This is a genomic window from Actinomyces israelii (genome assembly GCF_030253495.1).
Classification (GTDB): Bacteria; Actinomycetota; Actinomycetes; order Actinomycetales; family Actinomycetaceae; genus Actinomyces; species Actinomyces israelii.
This window is the reverse complement of sequence record NZ_CP124548.1, coordinates 131,984-157,234: the sequence shown is the minus strand read 5'-3', so window position 1 is coordinate 157,234 and position 25,251 is coordinate 131,984. Positions and strand designations below refer to the sequence as shown.

General features: G+C 72.0%; 20 protein-coding genes. 11 read left to right on the top strand and 9 right to left on the bottom strand.

Annotation, left to right across the window (positions count from 1 at the left end):
- Positions 1-4: 4 nt before the first annotated feature.
- The 3 genes from AIF0345_RS00675 (at position 5) to AIF0345_RS00665 (ending at position 2,369) form a co-directional block, all read left to right on the top strand.
- The gene (locus AIF0345_RS00675) at positions 5-571 is read left to right on the top strand and encodes a hypothetical protein (protein WP_285296838.1); all 567 of its coding nucleotides are present in this window, start codon (positions 5-7) and stop codon (positions 569-571) included.
- Positions 568-939 carry a hypothetical protein gene (locus AIF0345_RS00670; RefSeq protein WP_285296837.1) on the top strand — a complete coding sequence of 124 codons (372 nt, stop codon included), beginning with the start codon at positions 568-570 and terminating at the stop codon, positions 937-939. The genes AIF0345_RS00675 and AIF0345_RS00670 overlap by 4 nt, the downstream gene beginning before the upstream one ends.
- Before the next feature lie 194 nt (positions 940-1,133).
- Positions 1,134-2,369, top strand: coding sequence for a YwiC-like family protein (locus AIF0345_RS00665; RefSeq protein ID WP_285296836.1), 1,236 nt, complete (start codon positions 1,134-1,136; stop codon positions 2,367-2,369).
- Positions 2,370-2,452: 83 nt separating this feature from the next.
- On the opposite strand, the gene hisC is transcribed toward AIF0345_RS00665, so the two are convergent.
- A complete protein-coding gene (gene hisC, locus AIF0345_RS00660; protein WP_285296835.1) occupies positions 2,453-3,541 on the bottom strand; it encodes a histidinol-phosphate transaminase in 1,089 nt (362 codons plus the stop codon).
- Positions 3,542-3,800: 259 nt separating this feature from the next.
- Here hisC and AIF0345_RS00655 point away from each other — a divergent pair, with 259 nt between their 5' ends.
- A complete protein-coding gene (locus AIF0345_RS00655) occupies positions 3,801-4,214 on the top strand; it encodes a phage holin family protein (protein WP_268917224.1) in 414 nt (137 codons plus the stop codon).
- A gap of 171 nt (positions 4,215-4,385) precedes the next feature.
- Here AIF0345_RS00655 and AIF0345_RS00650 read toward each other — a convergent pair whose 3' ends face one another.
- The 4 genes from AIF0345_RS00650 to AIF0345_RS00635 form a co-directional block, all read right to left on the bottom strand.
- Positions 4,386-6,425 (bottom strand): hypothetical protein, encoded by a 2,040-nt coding sequence (locus tag AIF0345_RS00650; RefSeq protein ID WP_285296834.1) that lies wholly within the window; start codon positions 6,423-6,425, stop codon positions 4,386-4,388.
- A gap of 9 nt (positions 6,426-6,434) precedes the next feature.
- Positions 6,435-6,647: a hypothetical protein gene (locus tag AIF0345_RS00645; RefSeq protein WP_268917222.1), complete on the bottom strand. Its 213-nt coding sequence runs from the start codon at positions 6,645-6,647 to the stop codon at positions 6,435-6,437.
- 92 nt (positions 6,648-6,739) lie between these two features.
- Positions 6,740-7,363 (bottom strand): class I SAM-dependent methyltransferase, encoded by a 624-nt coding sequence (locus tag AIF0345_RS00640; RefSeq protein ID WP_043563244.1) that lies wholly within the window; start codon positions 7,361-7,363, stop codon positions 6,740-6,742.
- A gap of 1,068 nt (positions 7,364-8,431) precedes the next feature.
- Positions 8,432-10,057, bottom strand: coding sequence for an MDR family MFS transporter (locus tag AIF0345_RS00635; protein WP_285296833.1), 1,626 nt, complete (start codon positions 10,055-10,057; stop codon positions 8,432-8,434).
- A 211-nt stretch (positions 10,058-10,268) separates the two neighbouring features.
- Between AIF0345_RS00635 and AIF0345_RS00630 the strand changes: the two genes are divergently transcribed.
- On the top strand, positions 10,269-10,889 hold the full coding sequence (locus tag AIF0345_RS00630) for a MarR family winged helix-turn-helix transcriptional regulator (protein WP_285296832.1): 621 nt from the start codon (positions 10,269-10,271) through the stop codon (positions 10,887-10,889).
- Positions 10,890-10,987: 98 nt separating this feature from the next.
- On the opposite strand, the gene AIF0345_RS00625 is transcribed toward AIF0345_RS00630, so the two are convergent.
- Positions 10,988-11,890, bottom strand: a complete 903-nt coding sequence (locus AIF0345_RS00625) for a class I SAM-dependent methyltransferase (RefSeq protein WP_285296831.1) — start codon at positions 11,888-11,890, stop codon at positions 10,988-10,990.
- Between the two features lie 266 nt (positions 11,891-12,156).
- Between AIF0345_RS00625 and AIF0345_RS00620 the strand changes: the two genes are divergently transcribed.
- The 6 genes from AIF0345_RS00620 (at position 12,157) to purB (ending at position 19,991) form a co-directional block, all read left to right on the top strand.
- Positions 12,157-13,473: a C1 family peptidase gene (locus AIF0345_RS00620; RefSeq protein ID WP_311136107.1), complete on the top strand. Its 1,317-nt coding sequence runs from the start codon at positions 12,157-12,159 to the stop codon at positions 13,471-13,473.
- A 262-nt stretch (positions 13,474-13,735) separates the two neighbouring features.
- Positions 13,736-15,367 carry a S8 family peptidase gene (locus AIF0345_RS00615; RefSeq protein WP_285296829.1) on the top strand — a complete coding sequence of 544 codons (1,632 nt, stop codon included), beginning with the start codon at positions 13,736-13,738 and terminating at the stop codon, positions 15,365-15,367.
- Between the two features lie 699 nt (positions 15,368-16,066).
- On the top strand, positions 16,067-16,456 hold the full coding sequence (locus AIF0345_RS16835; RefSeq protein WP_449701836.1) for a hypothetical protein: 390 nt from the start codon (positions 16,067-16,069) through the stop codon (positions 16,454-16,456).
- Positions 16,457-16,532: 76 nt separating this feature from the next.
- Entirely contained in the window at positions 16,533-17,147 is a 615-nt protein-coding gene (locus AIF0345_RS00605) for an Imm5 family immunity protein (RefSeq protein WP_285296828.1), read from the top strand.
- Positions 17,148-17,374: 227 nt separating this feature from the next.
- Positions 17,375-17,995, top strand: a complete 621-nt coding sequence (locus AIF0345_RS00600; protein WP_052375177.1) for an SMI1/KNR4 family protein — start codon at positions 17,375-17,377, stop codon at positions 17,993-17,995.
- A 550-nt stretch (positions 17,996-18,545) separates the two neighbouring features.
- Entirely contained in the window at positions 18,546-19,991 is a 1,446-nt protein-coding gene (purB, locus tag AIF0345_RS00595; protein ID WP_285296827.1) for an adenylosuccinate lyase, read from the top strand.
- 159 nt (positions 19,992-20,150) lie between these two features.
- On the opposite strand, the gene AIF0345_RS00590 is transcribed toward purB, so the two are convergent.
- The 3 genes from AIF0345_RS00590 to AIF0345_RS00580 all read right to left on the bottom strand — a co-directional run bounded on the left by AIF0345_RS00590 (position 20,151) and on the right by AIF0345_RS00580 (position 25,242).
- A complete protein-coding gene (locus tag AIF0345_RS00590) occupies positions 20,151-20,969 on the bottom strand; it encodes a lantibiotic dehydratase C-terminal domain-containing protein (protein ID WP_311136099.1) in 819 nt (272 codons plus the stop codon).
- A 233-nt stretch (positions 20,970-21,202) separates the two neighbouring features.
- A complete protein-coding gene (locus tag AIF0345_RS00585; protein ID WP_285296826.1) occupies positions 21,203-24,055 on the bottom strand; it encodes a lantibiotic dehydratase in 2,853 nt (950 codons plus the stop codon).
- Positions 24,052-25,242: a PqqD family protein gene (locus AIF0345_RS00580; protein WP_285296825.1), complete on the bottom strand. Its 1,191-nt coding sequence runs from the start codon at positions 25,240-25,242 to the stop codon at positions 24,052-24,054. The genes AIF0345_RS00585 and AIF0345_RS00580 overlap by 4 nt, the downstream gene beginning before the upstream one ends.
- Between the last annotated feature and the right edge of the window lie 9 nt (positions 25,243-25,251).

The window sequence follows — 25,251 nt, the reverse complement described above, 5'->3', positions numbered from 1 at the left end:
GGTCATGCAGCTGTGGAGCCGGCGGGACACTCACACCATGTCCTCGGTGGGCACCGCCGAGCTCGGCATTAATCTCCTGGACCTCCTCGCCCTGGCCTGCCCCATCCTCACCCTGGTCAAGCTGTATCCCGCATACAGTCCGGGCGCACACCTCCTCATCACCGGCAGCATCCTGATAGCGGCCGGCATTGTGCTCCTCCCGCCGCGGCCCCTGGCGTGGCCACCGCCCGACGACGACGGACGCGGCCCGCTGCGCGGGCTCGCCCGCGCCCTGCGCAGCCCCCGGTTCTGGATCCGAGCCGCGGCGGTGATCGGAGTGGTCGTCCTCACCATCGCCTCCGCCCAGGTCTACTGCGCACTGGCGCCTCCTACGCGAGCATTCAGCGCATCCCTGTCGCACCCCTCGGGCAGCGGGCCGGACCTGACCGCCCACACCAGTGACTTGGGCGCGTGGGCCGCCGAGTTCAAGCACTCGCAATTCATCGACTACATTGTCACCGCAGTCGGACCGATCGCCCTGTCAGTCCCGGAGAAGGACGAGAAGGATGAGAAGGACAGCAGAAGAGCGTGATACCGGCAGACGGACCCGGCCGGCTCACCACCCTGGTCATCACCCTGCTCGACCCGGTCGATGGCGCCCCGCACTGGAGCCTGGAGCTCACCAATCTCGTCGGGCGATCCACCGATCACGCACAGCGCCCATCCTTTCCCAACAAGAACAATCCCGCCAGCGGGAGCGCGGTCACCGATCCTGACGGGACGCTGCTGGCCATCCACCTCGACTCCACCTGGAACGAATCCGCCAACCAGTGGGTCACCCCCATTGCCGTCATCAACCTGACGAGCGGCAAGATCCCTGGAGCTCGCGCTCCTTCATCGCCCTGCGTCGGGGGTCCGAGAGAGCTGAGCGCGACCGTGAAAGCGGCCGCGAACTGGTGATCGCCGCCCTGTTCGACCCCTCCACAGGCACGGCGCCGATACCCGCTCCAGGCGCGCCACCCTCATCTACGGCCTGCGCTGACCTCCGCCCCGGCGCGTGCTGCGCGCGCCCGAGCCGAGCCGCCCCACATGCTCCATCCGCCCGCCCTGAGCCTTCTCGCTGACGGCCTCGCGGATTCAGTAGGCTGCCTGTCGTGACCCAGCAGCGCCCCTCGGATCCTTCCGACCGCCATGTCGAGTACGTCTCCGGCGACCCGGCACCAGAAGACGACGCCCCGGCCCGCGAGGCCGCCGTCGAGCAGGAGCAGGAGGCGCACCACGGCGTCCCCTACCAGCAGTCCCGGCCCGGCCCTGACGACGACATTCTGCTCGCCACCGGCCGGCCCCGCCGCCCCACCAGCACGCGCGAGGGCGGGGGCGAGAGCGCAGCGCGGCCGCGCACCAGCATCCCCTACCAGCAGTCCCGGCCCGGCCCTGACGACGACATTCTGCTCGCCACCGGCCGGCCCCGCCGCCCCACCAGCACGCGCGAGGGCGAGACCTTCGTCCAGTCCGAGCGGCGCAAGCAGGAGAACATCCGCCGCCAGCCGGGCCGGCGCGCCTGGGTCCCGGGCCAGCACGGCGCCTGGTCGATGCTGGTCATGCCGGCGATCGTCGGCTGGGTGGTGGGCGGCTTCAGCTGGGTCAACCTGCTGCTCATCCCGTCCTGGTGGGGCGCCTACCTGACCTACTGGGCCTGGTCGCAGTGGCTGCGCACCCGGTCCGCCCGCAAGCGCGCGCTGCTCCTCGTGCCGCTGATCGTCTACACCGCCTGGACCGGCGTGCTCGGGCTGACGACCCTGGTGGCCGCGCCCTACCTGTTGCAGTGGCTGGTGCCCATGCTGCCGCTGCTCGCGATCGCGCTGTGGGAGGTGTGGCGCGGGCGCGAGCGCTCGCTGCCCTCCGGGCTGGCGACGACGGCGGCCGCGAGCCTCATCGCCGCGGTCACCTACAGCCTGGCCGTGCAGGGCGCGGGCGGCTTCCTCGGGACCGGCGGGAACGCCGCCGCCCTGCCCGGCGCGAGCCCCAACGGGGAGCTGCACGGCTGGCCGTGGATGTGGCTGGTGACGGCGTCGACGGCGGCGTACTTCTGCGGGACGGTGCCCTACATCAAGTCGATGATCCGGGAGCGCTTCAACAACCGGCTCCTGGGCGGGACGGTCGCGGCGCACGCGGTCGTGGCGGCGGCGGCCGTGTGGCTGGCGGCCGGCGGGTGGCTGCCGTGGCTGCACGCGGTGCTCTGGGTGGTGCTGGCGGTGCGGTCCCTCGTCATGCCGCTGTGGCAGTGGAGGCTGGTCAGGAAGCGTCACCGACCGCTGCGCCCCGGGACGATGGGGCTGGTCGAGGTGGTGCTCGAGGTGGTCTTCCTGGTCTCGATCGCCACCGCCTGAGGCGCGTGGGGCACGCGACCCGCGGTCAGCCGCGGCCGCCGTCGGCCACCCCGCCCTAACTCGCCGAGTCGGAAATAGGTAAATCAGCCACGCGGGCCCTCCCAGGCGGCCGCGGCCGCGAGCACCCGGTCGTTCTCCTCGCGCGCGCCCACTGAGACGCGCACACCCTCCCCGGCGAAGGGACGCACAAGCACCCCGGAGGCCGCGAAGTGCTCCGCCAGGCTCGCCGTCGTCTCCCCCACGCCGAGCCAGTAGAAGTTCCCCTGCGTCTCGGGCACGACCCACCCCCGCCCCCGCAGCGCCGCCACCACGCGCTCCCGCTCGCAGGCCACCGCGTCCACCCGCCGCGCCGTCTCGGCCAGCGCCTCGGGCCGGCTCGCGGCAATGGCCGCCGCCTGCGCCGCGACCCCCACCCCGAAGGGCGTCGCCACGGCCCGGACGGCGTCGATGATCGCGGGCGCCGCCACGAGGTAGCCCACCCGCATTCCGGCCAGGGCGTGCGCCTTGGAGAAGGTCCGTGACACGACCAGGTTCGGGTGGCGATCCAGCAGCGTCAGCGCGTCCCCCACGGTGTCGTCGGTGACGAAGTCGAGGTAGGCCTCGTCCACGAGCACGACCGCCCGCTCGGGAACGCCGTCGAGCAGCGCGGCCAGCTCGGCGCCGCTCAGCGCCGGCCCGGTCGGGTTGTTGGGCGTGCAGGCGATGATCGCGCGGGTGCGCGACGTGACGGCCGCGGCCATGGCGGCGACGTCGTGGCGGCCGTCGGCGGTCAGCGGCACCTTGACGGCCCGCGCCCCGGCGACGGCGATGCAGATCGGGTAGGCCTCGAAGGAGCGCCACGGCACGACGACGTCGTCCCCCTCGTCGCACACGGCGTCGAGCAGGTGCTGGATGAGGGCGACCGACCCGTTGCCGACGACGACCTGCTCGGCGTCGACCCCGTGCCGGCGGGCGAGGGCCGCGACGAGGGAGTCCGCCGTCATCTCGGGGTAGCGGTTGGCGCCGGTGGCGGCCGCGGTCAAGGCCTCCAGCACCGCGGGCTGGGGTGGGAAGGGGAGCTCGTTGCTGGAGAGCTTGGCGGTGCGGCCGCCGCCCGGGCGCGCCCCGGGCACGTAGCCGGGCAGGGAGCGGACGGCGTCGCGGATGTGGACGGGCGTGTCAGCGCTGCTCATGGGCGCATCCTCCCACCGGGGCGCGGGGCGGGGTGATGCTGGTCGCCTGGGGAGACCGGGCCCGCGGGGGGGCATCCTACTTCTTGTCGCCCTTCACACGCTTGACGGCGGGGAGACCGGGCCCGCGCGGGGGCGCCGGTCGCATGCGGTGGTGCCGTCGCCGCGGAATGCCGGAAGGCCGAGGTCGACCACCCAGGCGCGCGAGCGGCCTGCGTGCCGCGCACAGCCGCGTCTCAGGCGCGAGTGGAAGAATGAACGCATGGAGCTTCTTGTACGCACGATCGGCAATGCGGCCGGCCTATGGCTGGCGGTCACCCTCATCAAGGGGATGGATGTTCCGGGCACGCCGACGACGCTCATGACCGTCATGAACCTGCTCGTGGTCGGCCTCGTCCTGGCGCTGGTCAACTCGCTGATCAAGCCCGTGGCGAAGTTCGTCGCCTTCCCGCTGTACGTCCTGACGTTCGGGCTGTTCGCCCTGATCGTCAACGGGGCGATGCTGCTGCTGACGAGCGCCATCACGGACAGGCTGGTCGGCGTCGGAGCAGAGGCGGGCCTCACCCTGGGCCTGCATGTGGGCTCGTTCGGAACGGCAATCCTCGCCTCGATCCTGATCTCGATCGTCTCGGCGCTGGTAGTGGGCGTGCTCGGCCCGCGCAGGCAGGACGACTGAAACATTCCGGGGCGCGCGGCTTCCGCCCGGCCGGCCCGGCATCCCGCCGCCGCCCACCTGGCGCTTACTACGCTCCTTTGTCCCTTACTACGCCCCTTTTCCTCGTACAGTAAGGGACAAAGGAGCGTAGTAAGCGCTCTGGGCCGGCCCACCCGCCTGGGCGGACTCCGCTCAGAAGCGCGAGCTGGAGCCGGACTGGCTGGGCGCACCAGTCGTGTGACGGGCGATGTCGAAGACGAACGCGCTCGTCGTCGCCCCCTTCTCGTCCGTGCCGGTGAGCGACTCGAGCCGGTGTGTCCACGCATCGATCGCGGGATCCCCGCTCATGCCCTCGACGGCGTCAGCGTAGACAAGACTCCCGTGCGGGTACCCCTCGAGGTCGGAGTCGGTGGTGTCCAGGGTGACGACGGTGCGCGTGGGCGTGCGCGGGGTGGGCGCACCGTCGAGGGCGGGGACGGCGTCGGCGCCGTTCTCCAGGTGCAGCGCATTGACGTTGTCGGGCAGGTCGGCCCCGGCCGTGGGCCCGCCAGCCGTCAGCAGGGTGGTGACGTTGTACCGCTCGTTGACGGTGGGGTCCGCCGCGATATTGCTGGCAACGATGGCCCCCTGCGAGTGGCCGTAGATCCCCACCGGGTCATCCGGGCCGATCCCGGCTCGGCGCATGGCGGCGGCCACCAGGCTCTCCATGTCATTGGGTGCACCGGCCACGGCCTGCAGGTTGGTCAGCAGGTCCTGCGGGTTGCTGCCGCCCAGCCCCCAGTCGGTCGTGCCCGGGACGACGACGAGCCACGAGCTCGTGCCGTCGGCGTGCGTGGTGCGCACGATCGAGATGACGCCGCTGGAGGGGTCGTCGTCCTGCGCCTTGAGGGAGTCGCTGTAGCGGATGACGTCCGCGGCCGTGCCCAGCGGCCTGTCCACCTTCACCCCGTCCGCCGCGCGCCCGTCGGCCTTCTTGAGAGCGGGCACGTCCGCGCCCCAGGCCATCGGATCGCGCCCGGAGGGCGGGATGGTCAGGGAGGAGCCGCCGTGCACGGTGAGGGTGAGATCAGTCGGGTCGCCGAAGCGCCTGGCGGCCACGTCCGCGGAGAGCGCGGACATGTAGTACACGATGCGCTCCATCGGGGTCAGCGACGAGGTGGGAACCTTCTGACCGCCGTCGGTCGTGAGCTCCTCGGGGAGCTTCGCGCTGATCTCGGGGTCGAGGCGCTGCGCGACGCCGGTCAGGTAGGCCTCGATCGCCGCCGTCTCGCGGCCGGTCTTGGCGTTCCTGGCGTAGTCCACCAGCATTGCGATCTTCAGCAGGTCGGTCTGCACCCATTCGGCGAGGTCGTCATCGGACATGACGGCGGTGAGGTCGTCCAGGACGTCGGCGAGGTCGCCATCGGCGTACTTGGTCAGATCGGGGTTGGTGGCGGCGGAGCCGGCACCAAGAAGAAGGAGGAGCCCCGCGGGCGAGCTCGCCATCAGGAGCATTCCCAACACGCCCCAGGTGGCCGCGCCGAAGGCCCCGGCGCCGCTGGGCGCCGCACCGGACTCGGCGCCGTTGTAGACATTGACGCAGTCCGTGACGTCGGCGGCGAGAGCGCGCAGCGACTCCGCGACGTCCTGGAGGGAGCCAGCTCCCGTCGTCAGCGCCGCGACGGCGTCGAGCGCCGCGGTGCGCAGGGCCTCGAAGCTCGACGTCGAGTACGACGAAGGACTGCCGCAGGAGGCGATCCCCGTGTTGCCGAATCCAGAGGTGCACATGGGGTCGGACCAGTGGAACCCGCTGAAGAACGACCCGCCGCCCTGGGAGTCCGACGTGTCCTTGTCCGGCTCGGGCCGGGCGACGGCGGCCCGAGCCTCGGCCTCGGCGTCGAGAGCATGCGTACGGGCGTCGTCGAGGTGGCCGGCGGCGTTGGTGAGCGCGGTGGCGAAGCCGCTGAGGGCGTCGGTATCGACCGCATAGGTGCCTCCCGAGACGACGGCGGTGACCCCGGCCGTCATTCCGGGCCAGGCCAGGGAGGCCGACCCGTCGCCGTCGCCCGCGGTCGGCGGGCTGAAGTAGTGGCTCGTCGGAGCCTCATTGCCGCAGGGCACTATCGCGTCGCCCAGGGTCATCTCGGGGAACGGATCCCTGGAGCTCTGAATCGCCTGGTCTGCGTCGAGAAGGGCCTGGCCCGGATCGCAGACATCTCCCTGCGCAGGCTGGGACAGTGTTGCGGTGCTCACCGACGCCCCCTACCCGGCGCTTGCGTCTTTGAGCGCGGTCATGGCGGTGTCGGCCGTGTCAAGAAGCGAATCGAGTCCGGTGAGCAGGGTGCGGAGCGTGTCGAGCTGCGTCTGACAGGCGGCCGACGCGCCCCCCGTCCAGCTGTCGGGTACGGTGGCGGGAACAAGTCCGACGCCGGTGGCGACGTCGTCCCTGGCCAAGTCGATGTTCAAAGAGGTCATGGCTGGACGGTACGACCGGCCGCCCACTCCCTGCAGACTCCCTGTGAACGGCCCGCCGGAGGGTGCGCACGAGCGGCCCTGTGGGGCCCCGCTCAGACTGGCCGGCGCAGGCAGACGACGGCGTCGGAGCGCCGCCCCGCCTCGCCGTCGGGACCGATCGTCTCCCGCCACCGCTCCTGGCCGGCCTCGACCCGCCAGCCCCGCGTCGCCCCGGCCAGACCCGCGAGCAGCTCGTCGGGGGTGTAGGTGCGCGCGTGGTTGCCGTGCCAGGGCGGGTTGGTGCAGTGGACGGCGGTGAGCAGGCGCCCCCCGGGAGCCACGAGCCCGGCCCCCTGGGCCAGGAGCTCGACCAGGTCGAGCGACCCGGGCATGGGACCGCCGTGGACGTAGAAGGCGGCCACGAGGTCGAAGGGGCCGGCGGGCAGCGCCTCGTGCGTCACATCGAGGACGACGCCGTGGACCCGCTCCCCCAGGCCGCGCCCGCGGGCCCCGGCCTCCATGCGGGCAATGGCGGTGGCCGACAGGTCAACACCGGTGGCGTCCCAGCCGTGCTCGGCGAGCCAGACGACGTCGGCGCCCTCCCCGCAGCCCAGGTCGAGGGCGCGCCCCGGCTCCCAGGCGGCGGCGAGCTCGGGCAGCCAGTCGTTGGGCTGCTCGGACCACAGCCGATCGACGGCGGCATAACGCGATTCCCACTGCTCTTGGCGCTCACTCATGGAGGCGAGACTAGATGATCGATTCCGGCGGGGCGCAAACCGGGCCGGTGGGCGGCGTCGTCCTCTTCCGCCAAGATCGGCCATATTCCGCACCGAGATCGGCCCGAGGAGCCCGGCGGGGCGCCTGTTGCAGGTGAGCCCCTCCCGCACTGCGGTCAGCACGGCTGGCGGCCCCGAATGCGGAAGCGACGGGCCGTCAGCCGCACCAGACCGCTGCCCGGTCTCTCCACCTCCAGCCCGGCCGCGCGCAGAGCGGCTGTCACCACCGCCAAGCACGCATCCGGATAGCGTGGCCGGATCCCGAACCAGTCGTGGACCTCGGAGGCCCCGGTGCCGTCGACCTGCCGGGTGACCAGGATCCCGCCGGACGCCATGACTCGGGCAGCGTCGACGGCGTCGAGGCGAGCGCGGCGCTCGGTGGTGAAACGGCTCCAGGAGGAGGGTCAGGCGCCCGCCTGTGCCCATGTCGAGCACGGTGCCGCCGCCCGCATCGGCAAGTGGTCGCGACCGGTCCCGCCCCCGAATGATTGATTCTGGGCCTGCGGCTTCTTCTCGTCGGGACTGCTTCGAGGCGCCCGCCTGGCGCTGCGGCCCCTCAAAAAGGTGGCTCCTACGCACTTTTAGCACTGGCCGGCGCCGCCGCTCCGCCGCAGAACCGCGGAATCACGCCGATCCTCAATGAGCACGACAGCACCGGTCACCTTAAAACTGCGTGAGAGCCACCTTTTCCGGCCGAGACCGTCCCATCAAGAGCGCAGAGCGTGCCGTCAACGCCGATGGCGGCACGCGGCCCCCGGCGTCCGGGCGTCCGAGTGGAGCACGCCGGAACATGAACGTACCTTCCCAACGTGAACCTCCGTTGACGTTGGGGCCCGCCGCTCACCTGACCCGGCCCGCGCCCCCGGCATCGATCATCCAGCGGCTCCGTGCTCATGCCCGCCCGGGCCCAGAGGGGACCGGGCGGGCATGAGCGGTACGGCTCCGGGCAGCCGACCGGACCGCCCGCGGCCGGCCGCCCCAGCGTGCTCCGGCAGGACCCCGCCGCTCCCGGCCGGCACCGATCCGCGCTCAGTGCTCCTCGACGCTCGTGCGCAGCGGAACCTCCCGGATGAAGCACACGACGACGAGGGCCACGAGGACCAGGGGCACAAGGTGACCGAAGACCGGGGTGAGGGCTTCGGAGTAGGCGGAGGTGACGATCGCGCGCAGCTGCTCGGGCAGGGCGTTGACAATGGCTGGGGTGAGGCCGGAGATCGCGGCGCCGGAGCGGCCCGGATCGATGCCCGCCTCGCTCATGCGCTCGGTGAGGAGCGAGGTGAGGTTGGAGGTGAAGATCGAGCCGACGATCGCCGCACCGAGGGTCGCACCGATCTCGCGGAAGAAGTTGTTCGCGGCGGTGGCGGCGCCGACCTCGCGGTCGGGGAAGGAGTTCTGGACGATGAGGATGAAGATCTGCATGCCCAGGCCGATGCCGGCTCCGAGCACGAAGAGGTAGGTGCACAGCACCTGGACGCTCGTCGTGACCTCGATGGTGGACAGCAGGCCGAGCCCGATGGCGGAGACGACGGCGCAGGCGATCGTCATCCACTTGTAGCGGCCGGTGCGCGAGGCGAGGTTACCGGTGAGCAGGGCGGCGCCCATGAGCCCGGAGACCATGGAGATGAGGAGCAGCCCGGCCTGGGTGGCGGAGTAGCCGTAGACCATCTGGAAGTAGGTGGGCATGTAGGAGATGGCGCCGAACATGCCGATGGCGATGATCATCCCGGCGATGGTGGCGAGGTTGAAGTTGCGCGAGGCGAACAGGTGCAGGGGGATGATCGGCGCCTCGGCCCTGCGCTCGACGGCGACGAAGGCGATGGCGCCGACGGCGGCGACGGCGGCCAGGCCGAGGATCTGCGCGGAGTCCCAGGCGTAGGTGTGCCCGCCCCAGGCGCAGATGAGGATGATGGCGCTCGTGGCGACGGCCATGGTGGCGATGCCGCGCCAGTCGATGGCGACGGTGAGGCGGCGCCTGGGCAGGTCGAGGAAGATCACGGCCGTGGCGACGGCAACCAGACCGAGGGGCACGTTGATCCAGAAGGCCCAGCGCCAGCTGAGGGACTCGGTGAACCAGCCGCCGAGCAGCGGGCCGATAATGGAGGACAGCCCGAAGACGGCGCCCATGGCCCCCATGTACTTGCCGCGGTCCCGGGCGGGGACGACGTCGGCGATGATCGACTGGGACAGGATCATCAGGCCGCCGCCGCCCAGCCCCTGGATGGCGCGGGCGGCGATGAGGGCGGCCATGGAGGCCGCGGAGCCGCCGACGACGGTGCCGGCGAGAAAGATGCTGATGGCGCCGATGAACAGGTTCTTGCGGCCCAGGAGGTCGCCGAGCTTGCCGTAGACCGGCATCATAATGGTGGCCGTGAGCATGTAGGCGGTGGTGACCCACAGCTGGTGCTCGACGCCGTTGAGCTCGCCGACGATGGTGGGCAGGGCCGTGGAGAAGATGGTCTGGTCGAGGCTGGCGAGCAGCATGGCGACGAGCAGGCCGGAGAAGACCGCGAGGAAGCGCGAGCGGGTGGTGCCGCCATCGGTCTCCCCGGTGCCGGCGGCAGCGCCGGCCGCCGCGGTGCCGGCGGCGGGGCGCGCCCGTCCGGGCGCCTCCGACGGCTCGGAGCGCGCAGTGCGCGCGAGAGCTGTGCGTGTCATGTGAGATCCCTTCGTTTGTTACCGCGGTAAATACATTAGATGTTTACCTCGGTAACTACAATGTGGGTGTGCGTGACGCTCCGCACGCCGGCGGCCTCCGTCAGCCAGCGCCCGGCATCCAGAAGCGCCCGCCCGCCGGCCCCGCCCGCTCAATCGTGCCCGGCCGCGCCCATCCGCCCCGCGCCGCCCCCACGGAAGGCAGACTCGCACCATGACCACCACCGCCCGGACCCCGCACGAAGCCCCCCGCACCCCGCCAAAGGAGTACGAGGGCTGGCCCCTGGAGGCGCCCCGCCTCCCCGAGGGCGCTGACCGCGCCGTCGAGCTCAGCCCCCTGCTGGCGGAGGTCGTCGCCGGCGCCCCCTGGACCGACGCGGACTCCATGTCCGACCGGGTCGCGGGCATCGTCGCGACGACGACGGTCGGCGCCCTCGGCGGCCTGCTGCGGCGCCTGCGCGACCGCTACGCCGAGAGGGAGTGGGGCATGTCCTCCTCGCGGGTCGAGCTGCTCATGCTCCTCGCCCGCTCCGGCAGCCCGACCATGAGCGAGCTCGCCCGCACCCTCGACGTCACGCCGCGCGCCGTCACCCGTCTCGTCGACGGGCTGGAGGCCGACGGCTACGTCGTGCGCGAGCGGCAGGCCGACGACGCCCGCGTCATCCGCGTGCGCTGCACCCCCGAGGTCCTCGACCGCGTCGCGCGCGCCGCCCAGGCGCACCTGTCCCAGCTGCTCGCCCTGTGCGAGGGCGTCGACGGCGACGACCTGCGCACCGCCGTCCGGGTCCTCCAGCGCATCTCCGCCCGGGCCCGCACCGAGCTCGGCCTGACCTGAGACGGCCCCGCCCGCGCCGGCACCATCCGGGCGGTCCCGGGCATCCGGGCCCAATGGCTCCGCCCGCCCCACACGGCCCGAGGCCGCCCGCCTCGCGGTCAGGACGGCCGGCGGGCCCGGATGCAGAAGCGGCGGGCCACCAGCAGCACCGGGCCGCCGCCCGACTCCTCGCGGATGCGCGCCAGCACCGCGGCGCGGTCGGGCCCGGGGGCGCCGGGGTGGACCGCGCCCCAGTCGGCGGCGAGCTCGTCCGCGCTGTCAACGTCCACGGCCCTCGACCACTGCGAAGTGCTCTCCACAATCAGCCCGGCTTCGCTCAGAGCCGCCGTCATCGCCCTCAGGCGCACGCTCGGGCGGGACGCCCGGGCGTCGAGCCGGCCACGGGTCCCAGGGATTCCGGGAACCTCGGAGGCCACGGGGATATCGGGGGTCCCGGGAGCCCCGGCGTCGTCGACCTGCTGGGTGATCAGGAGCCCGCCGGGGGCCAGGACGCGGACGACGTCGGGAACGCTGAGCGCCTTGAGCCGGTTCATGACCAGGCGCGCGCCGCCGTCGGCGAGCGGCAGCCGGGAGCCCGCGTCGGCGCGCTCCTCGACGCGCGCGCCCAGGGGCCCCAGGCGCTCGCGGGCCGACGCCGCAGCGGGCCCCCGCTCCTCGACGGCGACGACGTCGAGGCCGGCACGGTAGTCGGGGAGAAGGTGCTCCAGGAGGAGAGCCAGGCGCTCGCCGCCCATGCCCATGGCGACCACGGTGCCGCCGCCCGCCTCGGCGAGGGCATCGAGCGCGCCCCAGCACTCGGTCTCGAAGTCCCGGTCCACGTCCTCGGTCGACACCGCCCCCTCCGGGGCGACCACCTCCACCGCCCCCTCCGGGAGGGCCACCCCCTCCATCGGCTCTTTCAGGGAGGCCAGATCCCTCGCCGCCTCCTTCAGGATGCGCAGGCCCCCGCCGTGCGCGCGGATGGCGCGGTGGAAGGCCCTCCAGTCACTGAACAACCCCATGGACCCGAGCCTAGATCACCGGGCCCCGAGCCGCCCGGCTCGTCCCGGCTCCGGCGGGCGACGATCGGGGTCGTGCGCCGTCCCCGGTCGAGGCCGCGCGGGAGGGCGCCGTGCGCCCCGGCAGGCGCCGCCACCTCATCGGCTCCGGCCTGTCCCGCAAGGCGGTGCAGGCGCAGGCGTACTGGATCCAGGGCCGGGCCATGGGGCCGGATCCAGGGCCGGGCCATGGGGCCGGCAATGAAGGACGACGGCGCTACCCTCGCGCCATGACCAACCCCCACGCCGTCGACCCCTCCTGGGTCGCCGCCCGCAACGCCGCCCTCCTCGCCGATCCCGCCGCCCGGGTCGCCGGCAACGCCGTCGCCACCACCGACGTCGAAAGACTCACCCTGGACCGCGCGATCCTCACCTCGATCGACACCTCGGTCTCCGACCTCATCCCCGACGCCGCCGTCACCGACCAGAAGCACTCCGGGCGCTGCTGGGCCTTCGCCGGCCTCAACGTGCTGCGGGCCGCCCTGATGAGAGAGCTGAACCTGGAGTCGGTGGAGCTGAGCCAGAGCTTCGTCTACTTCTACGACAAGCTGGAGAAGGCGGCGGCGTTCCTGGCCCGCGCCGTGGGCGACGCCGAGCGCCCGCTCGACGACCGGGAGGTGGCTGATTCCCTGCGCGACCCGATCGGCGACGGCGGCTGGTGGCCGGAGTTCGCCCGGCTCGTGGCCAAGTACGGGATGGTCCCCCACTACGCCATGCCGGATGCGGACTCGGCGACGAGCTCGGAGGCCATGAACGATCACCTCGCCACGCTGCTGCGCCGCACCGTCCTGCGCCTGCGTGCGGCGGCGGCCGCCGGGGAGGAGCTCGAGCCGATCCGGGCGGCGGCGCTGGCGGACGTCCACCGGGTCCTGGTCATCCACCTGGGCGCCCCGCCGGCCGAGTTCGTGTGGCAGTACCGGGACAGGGGCAAGGTCTTCCACCGGGTCGGCGCTCTCACCCCGGTCGAGTTCGCCCGGCGCTACGTCTCCGGGCTGGAGGAGTTCGTCGTCGTGGCCCACGACCCGCGCCCCGAGATCCCTCTCAACACCCGGTTCGGCATCGACCGCACCGACCTCATGGTGGGCGAACCCACCCAGGAGCACGTCACCGCCGAGCTGGGCGTCCTCAAGGCGGCGGCGGTCGCCGCCATCCAGGACGGGGAGCCGGTGTGGTTCGCCTGCGACGTCGCCAAGCAGCGGGACAAGGAGTCGGGCGTCTGGGACGCAGCCCTGCACGACTACGAGGGCCTGTACGGCGTGAAGCTGTCCATGACGAAGGCGGAGCGGCTGGTGGCGCGCGAGTCGGCGCTCACCCACGCCATGTGCCTGACGGGCGTGGACCTGGTGGACGGCGCGCCGCGGCGCTGGCGGGTGGAGAACTCCTGGGGCGACAAGGTCGGCGAGAAGGGCTTCCACACCATGAACGACTCCTGGTTCGACGAGTACGTCTACCAGGTGGTCGTGCGCGCCCGGCGCCTGCCGCCCGAGGTCCGCGCGGCGCTGGACGCCGGGCCGATCATCCTTCCCAGCTGGGACCCGATGGCCTGAGCCGGGCCGCCAGGGGCGCGGGCGGCCTGTGGGGGCCGAGCGTGGAGCAGCTCGGCACGCGCGACGGCGAGTCCGCCGTCAATGAGCGTCTGTACACCATCTGCACCTTCGCCGCGGACCACGAGGGGCACCGGGGCCGGGCAGCGCGCCCCGGCGGGGACTGCTGCCCATCTGAATCCCTCCGCTCCTGTGCCAGACTCAGGGTGCTCCGCAACCGGAGCAGGTCCCTCACCGGGGCCCTCACCGACCCAAGGACCGCCCAATGAGGACTGTCTCCCGAAGGCGCCCAGCACTCCTGGCGCTCCTCTGCGCATTCTCCCTCGCCCTCACCTGCGTCGTCAGCGCCTGCTCCTCCAGCGGATCCTCGACGAGCGGGTCCGGGGAGGCGCCCGCCCCCGCGAGCCCCGCCGCCACTGCTGCCGCCGCCTCCTCCGACCGCTTCGTCATCACCTGGGCCAAGGGCTCCGAGGCCGCCAGCCTCATCGACTCCGTCGATGCCTACGGCGTCGACATTATCGGCTCTCTGCCCCAGAAGGACCAGGACGCGCTCAGGGCCGCCGCAGAGCAGGCATCCGTCGTCGTCGAGCAGGCCACTGCCCACGTGGGGGGCTTGACCACCGTGAAGCTGAGCGAGGCGCTCACCCCTGAGAAGTCACGGACCTTCATCGACGCCCTCACCTCCTCCGACTCCGTCGAGACCGCCGAGCCCGAGCTGCGGGTGACGGCGCTCGACACCAGCGCGGGCACGCCCAACGACGAGTACTTCGGCTACCAGTGGGGGCTGACCGCCGAGCGGCACGGCGTCAACGCGACGAGCGCCTGGTCCCAGTCCACCGGGAGGGGAGCGACCGTCGCCGTCCTCGACACCGGCATCCTTCCCGACCACCCGGACATCGGCGGGCAGCTCCTGCCCGGCTACGACTTCATCTCCGACTCCTGGATCGCCGGGGACGACGACGGCCGCGACGACGACCCCACCGACATGGGCGACGGCGTCGTCGCCAATGCCTGCGGCAACGGCAACAAGGAGACGAAGTCCACCTGGCACGGCTCGCACGTGGCCGGGATCATCGCCGCCTCGACCGACAACAGCACCGGCGTGGCCGGGGTCGCCCCCGACGCCAAGATCCTGCCTGTGCGCGTGCTCGGCCGCTGCGGCGGCGGGACGGACCTCATTGACGCCCTGACCTGGGCGTCGGGCGGCAGCGTCAAGGGGGCTCCGGACAACGCGAACCCCGCGCAGGTCATCAACCTGAGCCTGGGCGGCTCCGGCACCTGCCCCGCCTACCTCCAGAAGGCCATCGACGACGCCGTGGACCGGGGGTCGATCATCGTCGCCTCCGCCGGGAACGAGGACCAGGACGTGAGCGGCGTGAGCCCGGGCGGCTGCGAGAACGTCATCACCGTCGGCGCCTCCAACGGCAACGGCGCCCGCAGCTTCTACTCCAACTACGGCACCGGCGTCGAGGTCTCGGCCCCCGGCGGCGACCCCGACGTGGACAGCGGCATCCTCTCCCTGAGCCAGCAGTCGGCCCCCGACTCCCCTCCCTACGTCTTCATGGCGGGGACCAGCCAGGCCGCCCCGCACGTGGCCGGCACGGTCGCGCTGCTCAAGTCCGTGGATCCCGGCCTCACGACGGCGAAGGCCACCACGGTCCTGCAGGACGCGTCCCAGCCGCTGACCTCCTGCGACCGGGACGCCTGCGGAGCCGGCATTGTCGACGCGGCCGCCGCGGTGACCGCGCTGTCGTCCGAGCAGAGTCCCGGCGGCGCGCCGACCGAGGACCCGGGCCCGGGCGAGGCCGACGCGGGCGACGGCCAGGGCGACGGCGACTCCGGCGGCCTGCGAAGGAACCTGGGCGACCTGTGGGACCGCATCAGCGGAGACAGGTAGCGGCCCGTCGGCGCGCGGGCTCGGCGCGCTTTCCGTGGAGGTCCGCCGACGCCGGTCCCCTCGCCGGGCCCGTCGGCGCGCGTCGCGCCCTTCGCCGCGGCGCCCCTCGTCGGGCCCGCCCGCGGAGCGCCGATTCCCCGGCGTTCTCCCGGGTGCCCGAGGCTCGCGCACCCGACGTCGACTGCGGTCTGCAACGTTTCGGTGCGCCCGGCCCCAGCCGACCCTCCCTTCCGCGGGCACCGCCGTCGGCCTGCCACAATGAGCCATCGTGACCAGCGGTACGACCCTCTCACTGAACAGTTCCCGCCCCTGAGCGGGAGGATAACCGCATCTCTGCACCGGGAGGCGAAGGGACGATCGAAGGTAAGGACACGCCCTCCATAGTGGCTAGCCAGGAGTGGCTAGCCAGGGCGGCCAGTTCTTTCACTGTCACCACGCGAAATGAGGTGCCAGCAGGAGCACGCACGGCGCGCGCGGCGGCCGAGGCGCAGGAACAACCGGCCACAACAGCGGCACAGGCAGCACAGGAGGCAGACGCGGCGGTAAAGGCACCGGAGGCGGCAAAGGACACGGAGGCACAGGCCACGGCGGAGGAGGCACCGGACACGGGACCGCCGGCGGAGACAAGACCCCCGACCCCGAGATGACCAGACGCTCCCAGGAAGCCCAGCAACGCGCACAAAACACCCATAGACAAATATCGGAAAAAACAAAGACTATAAAGATAAGGCGACTTCGTCGGACCATAGTCAGACTCTCAGTGGCTGGAGCGAGAATAGGCGTCCCAAGACGGGTTTCCAGAAGCCCAATGTCGATGAGGTCCTCGCCAAGCAGGAGGAGATCGGCCACCCCGTCAAACGCGCCGGTATGAGAGACAACGGCGTTCCAGGGCAGTACTATGCCTCGCACGCGGAGCGGCAGGAGTCGATCACGGCCAAGGAGCCGGCCATCGGTGTAGCGAAGGAGCTCTGCGATGACTGTCCGGGCTGCTTCAGCAGGCTCGCCCAGCACGAGGGGAGATGCTGGTACGTCACCGACCCGGATGGGACATGGATATTCTACCCCGACGGCACAGTGGTAAAGCCTTGAACAACATCATGACGCAACCGATCGATATTATGCTCGGATCGGATGGCGCTGGAGAGCAACGGATGAGGAGGGTGTCATGATTGACATGGACGCAGTGAACCGGGAGATCGAGGCCGGCCGGGCCGAGCTGGCCGCCAGTGACAAGGCGATCCTGACCCTAGGAACCCGCAGGCGGATCTGGGAGGCCATGCTGGACCCCCAGGACGACGAGGCCTCATACCGGCACCGGATCGAGCTGAAGATGACATGTGTGCGCCACGTGCAACATCTTTGGGACCGGGCCTTCCCCGGTGATAGCAGGGTCGAGGAGATGCTCACCCTGGCACAGGAGCTCATCAACCAGCAGGCCGATCCAAAGCAATCACAGATTCACGCAGAGAGTTTTCTTGTTCATGTACTCGACAAGACGACAGAGGCAGATTTTGCCGCAAAGACAGCCACCCTTGTTGCTGAAGGAGTCTCACATGCGGTGATTTCAGCATGCTATCGCAATCCTGATTACAATATTGCAGACGACGAAACGGATGACGATGAGCTGCTTCCAGACACCCTTGAGCCGAGTTACTGCTGCGCGGGAGCGGCAGCCCACGCCCCGAACTGGATGCCGATTGAGAAGACCGACGTGCCGGCTCGTCGGGCGTTCTGGACATGGTACCTGGATGAGGCGATCCCGCAGGTGCTGGCCAACTGATCTACTGGTAGGAGCCTGACTGGTGCGGTTCTTTGCTGTCGAGTTTGTTCTTTCCGCCAAGGTGGCGGGACCAGACGTCAGCGTACCGCAGTTGCTCCTACCGCCTTATCCGTCGTCGTCAGCTGACGGAATCACCAGACCTGGGGGATCAGGAATCGGTGGCTCTGGTGACATACAAGTCGTTTCAACCGCATGCGAAGGTAACCGGGTTTGATGGCGAGCAGTGGATGACGTGGCCTGACTATATCGGACTGGGGTGGAAAGTGACCCAGGAGCGCATGAAAGCGGACTGGAAGGGCATCTGGGACTACGCCCTGCCTCATGTGCGGGCCACGGAGGAGGAGGTGGCGCGCACCGAGGAGACCCTGGGCTTCCGCCTGCCGGAGTCCTACCGCGGTTTCCTGCTGGCCTCCAACGGCTGGCCGTGCTTCTACCAGGACATGACGATCTTCTCCACCGACGACCTTCTGGGTGGACCGTTGTACGATGCCGGGCGAATCCCCCTGGATCTGCCCGAGTGCGTGGAGTCCATGGCTATAGATGGTGTCGTAGCTGCCGACTACTTCACCGTGGCGGCCTCAGAGACCCAGAACGACGTGGCCCTTCTCGGGCGCCCCGGTACCCCCGCAGAAGGCGCCGTCGCATGGTGGGGAGGTGAGGTCATGGACCGGTACAAGGACTTCCTGGAGTACTACCTGTCCATGCTCGAGTACAACAAGCTTGACATTGAGGACATCCGGGAGAAGGACGGCCCGAAGCCCGACGGTGTAATCCACGCAGTTCTCGGCGACAACCCGTACGACGACGGCGTGATCATCCTCCCGCGCTCCGCCGCCGAAAGAACGTAATGCGCAGGCGGGACAGAGCTTACTGCTGCTGCGTCAGGTCTTGCCGTCACTAACCTGCTTGCGAGCTCTCTTGAGTTTTGCCTCGTTCTCGCCCACGGCGTGACCGGTTACCACGGAGCTCAGCCTGGCCTGCCGCCACTGCGACAGCCATTCGCGTACCGTCTCCTCGGCCCGCTCGACCATCTCCGCGGTAATACCAGGCCGACGCCACAGGCAGTGTACAGAATTGCCTCCGCCCTCAGTCCCCGCCGGCTTGCAGAGCGTCCGAGCGCTTCCTCCACCTGATGAGGATGCCCCGCTCCTCATCCGTCATGTCGACCTGCACGAGGCAATCCTCATGCGAGATTCTCCGCAAACACCAACCAGGAATCCCGCAGCAGCTGCCTCAGAATGCCATTTTGTTTAATTCCGGCCATATTGGACCATATATTATATTGTAGACAAGCCGCCCCGAGGGCGCGCATCGCAAGCACCGGCCCAACCCGCCGCGGATACCACCAACAGACCCTCCCCTCCGCGGGCACCGCCGTCGGCCTGCCACAATGAGCGCATGGTCGACCTCTCCGCCGTGTCCCCCGCCATCGCCCTGGGCCCCCTTGACGGCCGCTACCGCGCGGTGGCCGCCCCGCTCGTCAACCACCTGTCCGAGGCCGCCCTCAACCGGGCCCGCCTGCGGGTCGAGGTTGAGTGGCTCATCCACCTGACCGACCTCGGCGTCCTGCCTGGCGCGCCCGGGCTGAGCGACTCCGAGAAGGCCTACCTGCGCGGCGTCGTCGAGGGCTTCGGGGCCGAGGAGATCGCCGAGCTGGCCGAGATCGAGGCCGTCACCCGCCACGACGTCAAAGCCGTGGAGTACCTGCTCAAGCGCCGCCTGGACGCCGCCGCCCAGGCCCCCGGCGTCCGGGCCGCCGACGGCGCCCCCACCGTCCTGCCGGGCGTGGGCGAGATCGTCCACATCTTCTGCACCTCCGAGGACATCAACAACCTCGCCTACGCCCTGACCGTGCGCGCCGCCGTGCAGGAGATCTGGCTGCCGGCCGCCCGCGGGCTCGTGGCCGACCTGGCCGCACTCGCCCGCGGGCAGGCGGGCACCCCGATGCTCTCGCGCACCCACGGCCAGAGCGCCACGCCCACCACGCTCGGCAAGGAGCTCGCCGTCCTCGCCCACCGCCTGCGCCGCCAGGTGCGCCGCGTGGAGGGCGCCGAGTACCTGGGCAAGATCAACGGGGCGACCGGCACCTACGGCGCGCACGTCGTGGCCGTGCCCGGCGCCGACTGGGAGTCGGTGGCCCGCGGCTTCGTGGAGTCCCTGGGGCTGACCTGGAACCCGCTGACCACCCAGATCGAGTCCCACGACTGGCAGGCCGAGCTCTACTCCGACATCGCCCGCTTCAACCGCATCGCCCACAACCTGGCCACCGACGCCTGGACCTACATCTCCCTGGGCTACTTCCGCCAGCGCCTGAGCGCCCAGGGCTCCACCGGCTCATCGACCATGCCGCACAAGGTCAACCCGATCCGCTTCGAGAACGGGGAGGCGAACCTGGAGATCTCCTGCGCCCTGCTGGACACGCTGGCGGCCACCCTGGTGACCTCGCGCCTCCAGCGGGACCTGACCGACTCCACCACGCAGCGCAATATCGGGGTGGCCCTGGGGCACTCGCTGCTGGCCATCGACAACATCCGCCGCGGCCTGGCAGGGCTCAACGTCGACCGGGCGCGCCTGGCCGAGGACCTCGACACCGCCTGGGAGGTCCTGGGCGAGCCGGTGCAGCAGGCCATGCGGGCAGCCGCCGTGGCCGGGGCGAGAGGCATGGCCGACCCCTACGAGCGGCTCAGGGAGCTCACGCGCGGGCGGCGGATCACGCCGGAGGCCATGCGCGAGTTCATCTCCGGCCTGGGCATGCCCGACGACGTCGAGGGCCGGCTGCTGGCCCTGACCCCCGCGGCCTACACGGGGCTGGCCGAGCAGCTGGTCGCGCACCTGGACGACTGACGCGCGGCGCCCCACCTGCGTCGAGATAGACATTTTCGTATGAGGTAGACGGTGACACCGTCTACCTCATACGAAAATGTCTATCTCGACGCCGGGGAGCGGGAGCAGGAGCAGCGCGGGAGCGGGAACAGCACAAGGCCGGCACACCCCGACGCGCCTTCAGCCCGCACCCAGCAGGTAGCGGGCGCACACCCCGGCGACGCACTCCTCAGCGGGGTTGACGCCGAAGCGGTTGGCGTCCATGTGCAGCACGTCCAGCGCCCGGCGCCCGCCGGGGCCCGCACCGATCCGGCGCACGGTGCGACCGGCGTCGTCGGCCAGCCGCCCGGTCAGCTCGTCGGCACGCGCCCATCCCGGCACCTCCTCCAGGCGGCACCCGAGCACCTGCCGCACCACAGCGCCGAGCGCGGCGCCGTCGCGCAGACGCTCGGGGAGCCGCGACCCCCACGTGCGCAGGTGGGCGCCCAGCAGCTCGGCCGGCGGCAGCACCCCGACGGCGGCCGCGTGCGCCAGGAAGCGGGCCGCCAGGGCGACCCTGGGCAGCGGGCGGGGCGCCGTCCACACCCGGTTGTCCAGGCACCAGCGGCTGGAGACGTCGAAGTGCCGCTCGGCCTCCTCCACTCCCGCCGGGCCGCCGTACTTGTCGTACTCGGGCCCGTACACCGAGCACGCCACGCCGGCCCGCCCGTCGGTGCCGCCGGCGGCGGTCATCGGGTCGGGGACGAGGCGCTCGAGCACGCGCACCCGCGCCCGCCGTGCGGTGGCGTCCAGGACGTCGAGGCGCTCGAAGAGCTCATCCAGCGCATCCGGGTCGGCCTGCAGCCGCAGCCGCACGTGGTGACCGCGCAGGTCGATGAAGCGCAGGAAGTGCATGGAGAGGATCGGCCAGTCGGCGCGGGCCTCATCGACCCACCGCGCAATCCCGGGCAGCAGCGCATCCGTGTCGTCCCCGCCGCCGCAGTAGATGCGCGCGTACAACCAGTCGACCTGCCGGTCCTCGGCTGCTCCTGGGCCAACCGCGGCGGCCGGGTGGTCCTCGGCCGGGCCCGGGCCTGTCGAAGCCCCGGCCTGCCCTGCGCCCAGGCCGCTCCCGCTCCCGGCCCCGGCAAGCCCCGCACCCGGGCCAACCGCGGCCGCCGTGGTCTCCGAACCGCCCGCCACACCCCCGGCAGTCGGTCCCCCGCCGACGTCGTCCCGCTCCCGCACCGCCGTCACCGCACGTCCCCCTCGCTCTTGGGCCACTGCACGCCAACCAGGTACTCCAGTACGGTCGGCTCACCGGCAGGCGTAGTACCCGCCAGCTCGTCCCTGGCCGGCAGCGCCTCGACCAGGCTCAGGTGCTCGGCGGCCGAGTCGATCCAGCCGCGCAGCGCCAGCAGGGACACCGGCGAGCGCAGGTCCACGTACCGAGGCTTGTGCTCGTCGGCGGTGGCGCCGGGCTCGGCCCGGGCGCCCAGGTGCTGGTGGACGTAGACCTCCGCCGGGATGCCCCACTGCTCGCGCAGGTCCGCCACCCTCAGCAGGGTCGCCGCCAGGTCGCGGTCCAGCAGCCCGGTCACCTGACCGGCCGGGAAGGTCCAGGACTCCCGGCGGGTGACCAGACGCCCGTGGGTGACGCGCGGGGCGTGAACCGCCGCATCGGGCAGCGGGCCGGTCATCTCAAGACGACGACTGTTCCAGTGGTCCGCCAGGGGCGCCAGGCGCGCCCACGGGTCGCTCAGCAGGACCAGCCAGGACAGGTACCCGCCGAGCCGGTACTGCGGAATGAGCCCGAGGTAGGCCAGCCCCACCGGCCCATGGGCGTCGGCCAGGAACAGCGTGTCGGTGCGCGGGTCGTGGGCGAGCCGCAGCGAGCTCAGGGCGACGGCGTCCGGCGCCGCGGGCTCGCCGGGCAGGCCGAGCGGGGTCAGGACGCCACAGGAGGCGGCCTGAGCGGTGTTGCAGTCGGTGGCCGCCTGGATCTCCAGCACCCGCTCGACTCCCCAGGCGGCGCGGATCCCCTGCGCCAGACGCGCGCGGTAGCCGCGTCCCAGCAGCCGGTGGAAGCGGGCCTGAAGGGCGCCGTTGCCGTTGGTGAAGGCGTTGACCACCGTCAGGCCCTGGGAGGCCCGCGGCGCCCCCGGCCCTGCGCCCGGCGCCCTGGAGGATGCGCCCGGCGCTCCAAGGGCCACGCTCGCCCCCGGGGCCCCCGGCCCGGTCCCGAGCGCCTCCGGGCCGCCGACCGGCTGAAGGTAGGCGCCCATGTGCCGCGGCGAGGCCGAGACGCCGCCGGGCATGGCCGCGCGCTCGGGGTCCGGCCCTGCGCTCATGTCCTGCGCAGCCGCGCCCAGCATCTCCGAGTCGCCGTCGGGGGCGTGCGCCAGGGCCATGACGAAGGCGAGCGGGTCCTCGCACACCCCGCCGCGCCCGTAGCGGGCGACGTACCGGCGCACCATGAGGTCGTAGATGTGGGAGCGGGTCACCCACGGGTCCACGAGACCGGCCAGGGTCTCGATGTCGTGGCGCAGGCCCGCTACCTCCATCGGGTCAGCCCACTGCCCCCGCGACTCGCAGTCCTCGTAGAGCAGGCCGCTCGGCCTTCCCCCCAGCTCGCCGTCGGGGAAGATGCGCCGCGCCAGCCGCTGGACGTCGGTGAGCAGCTCCGCCCGCCCCGGCCCGTCCTCGACCGCGACGATCCTCCCGAGCCGCTGCAGCCTTTCAAGGTCCTCGCCCCAGGCGCGCCGCTGCGCGTCCGACAGCGTGGCCGTCAGGGCGGGGAAGGGGTCCTCGCCGCGCGGCCACGGAGCGTGGGGGCGCACGGCCCCGGAGGCGAGCAGGCGGCGCAGGCGCAGGTGCGGCGCCCGCCCGCCCACGAGCCCGGCGGCCTCACTCACGCTCACCGGCGCCGCGTCGGACCGCCCGCCGGTCAGCCGGTCATGGGCGACGGCGAGCCACCGGGCCGGCTGAACCTCCTCGCGCCGGAAGACCAGGCCGTCGGCGTAGTCGTGCTCGGCGACGACGGCGAGCGTCGGCTCCCCTTCCCCCTCGTCGGGGCCGACGACGTCCCTGACGGGGGCGGCCTCCAGACGCAGGAGGCCGTCGGGATCGAGGTCGCGCGCCGTCGTGGAGAGGATCCCGTGGGCCAGGTGGAGCGCCACCGTGCAGCGGCGGCGTCCGCGAGCAGGCCTGCCGGCCTCGCTGACGGTGGTCAGGCCGGCGAAGGGGCTGGCCTTCAGGGCCGTGCGGGTCGCCAGGGAGTAGAGGGTCCGCAGCACGCGGGAGTCGTCGAGCCTGCGCCCGCGCCTGGTCAGCGCCGCCACCAGCGCTGGGGCGGCGATCGCCACGGCGCGCAGGTAGTCGGCGTCGTCGAGCCCGGCCGCCAGCACAGCACGGCTGCGGTCCAGGTCCGCGGTCACCGCCGCCTCCAGGCGCGCGTGCTCCGCGTGCCGCTGGGCGACCAGGTCGTCCCAGGCGGAGAGCATGGCGCCGACGTCGGCGGGCAGGCTCCCCCGCACCCGCGGCGTCAGGCCGCTGACGCGCCCCTGGAACACCCTGCGCTTGGCGTGCAGGACCGCCCGCCGCTCATCGCGCTCCAGGTCGGGGATGAGTCGGTACAGGGGGTCGAGCAGCCGGTCGCCGGCCTGCGCCATGTCCTTCTCAAGGCGGCGCAGCCGGTCCAGGGCCCCGATGAGGGCGTCCTCGGGTGCGGGAACCGCCGACTCCGGCAGGCCGCCCAGGCGCGCGAGCGCGGGGAGCAGGGCGGCCGGCGCCGCCGTGGGGCCGGCCGACGCCGGAGCCGCGGCGGGTCCGTCCTGCGCTGCCGTCGCCGGGCCGGGCGGGCCGGCCGTAGCCGCGGGTCCCGCCGGGGCGGGCGAGCGCCCGGACGCGGCCGGGGCCGCCGCGGGGCCGGGCGGAGCCTGCCCGGTCGCACGGGCAGCCGCGGGGCCGGACGAGGGCGGCGCGGAGCCCGCCGAACCCGATATGGCGCTGCGGACCGCCGCAGAACCGGCCAGGCCGACTGGCGTCGGAGGCCCGGCCCACCCGGCCGCCGCCTGAGCGCCGGCCCCGGAGTCGATGCGTGTCATGCGAGCACTCCTCTCACAATGCCCACCACCATGAAGCCCAGCCAGATGACGCCGAACACGGTGCCGACCACGCTCAGCAGCGCGCAGGCCAGGCCGTAGAGGAAGTATCCCCCGCGCGCGGCCAGCCGCATGCGGGCCAGCGCCGGGGGCAGCGGGGTGCGCGTGAGGGCGCAGCGCAGGACCAGCATGGAGCGCCCGCGCAGGTTGACCGAGCCGGTCAGGGCCTCGACCGTGGCCACGCCGTCGGACTGGGTGAGGGGGTTGAGGTTGGTGACGAGCATGGTGAGCTGGAAGGCGCACAGGGTCAGGGCCACCTGCCGCACGGTGCCCGTGGACGCCGCGGCCACCGCCGCCTCGACGCCGCACACGACGCCGTCGGAGCAGATGCCCGCGAAGGCGAGCATGGCGCGGCCGAGCTTCGAGCGCACCCGGTAGGAGTCGGTACGGTCCACGTAGGCGATCGGCAGCACCCAGAACATGAAGGCCACCCCCAGGCCGCGCACGGGGGTCCCCAGGTAGCCGGCCACGATCGCGTGCCAGGACTCGTGCCCGACAATGCTCACCAGCTGGATGGCGACCGCGATGAAGTAGACGGATACGGCCGGACGGGGGCCGCCGGACAGGTGGATGAGGCTCTCCACGCCTGCGGCGTAGCCGCCCGCCGCTGCGAAGACGAACAGCCAGCCGAGCGTGCGCGCCGGCAGGTGGTGGAGCGCCGCCGCCACGGGGGCGACCGCCCGGCGGTAGCTGCGGATCAGCATGAACCGCGGCAGCATCCAGTTGCCGCTCCAGCGGGGCGGGTGGATCTGCTCGTGCTTGCCGACGTGCGGGGGCGCGACGTGGCGGCCGTCGGCGCGCTTGCGGACGCGCTCCTGCGGCACGACCCGGGGAGGGGCGCCGCCCTCCAGGAGGCTCTTGGAGCGCAGGTACTCCACGAGGCGGGTGATGCGCTGCCTGCCGGCGTCGTCGATCTGCTGCGGGAGCTGGTCGATAATGGTGGGAAGCGAGCGCGACCCGTCGAACTGGTTGACGATGAAGGCGGCGGCCTTCCCGAGGCGGTGGTAGGCGCCGGACGTCGAGTCGAACAGCATCGGCTGGTCGTCCATCCCGACGATCAGCGTCACCCCTCGGCGCAGGCGCGGGACGTCGCCGCCCGGCGTCCTCGCCGGGCTCGTCGTCATGGTCATCGGGTCAGG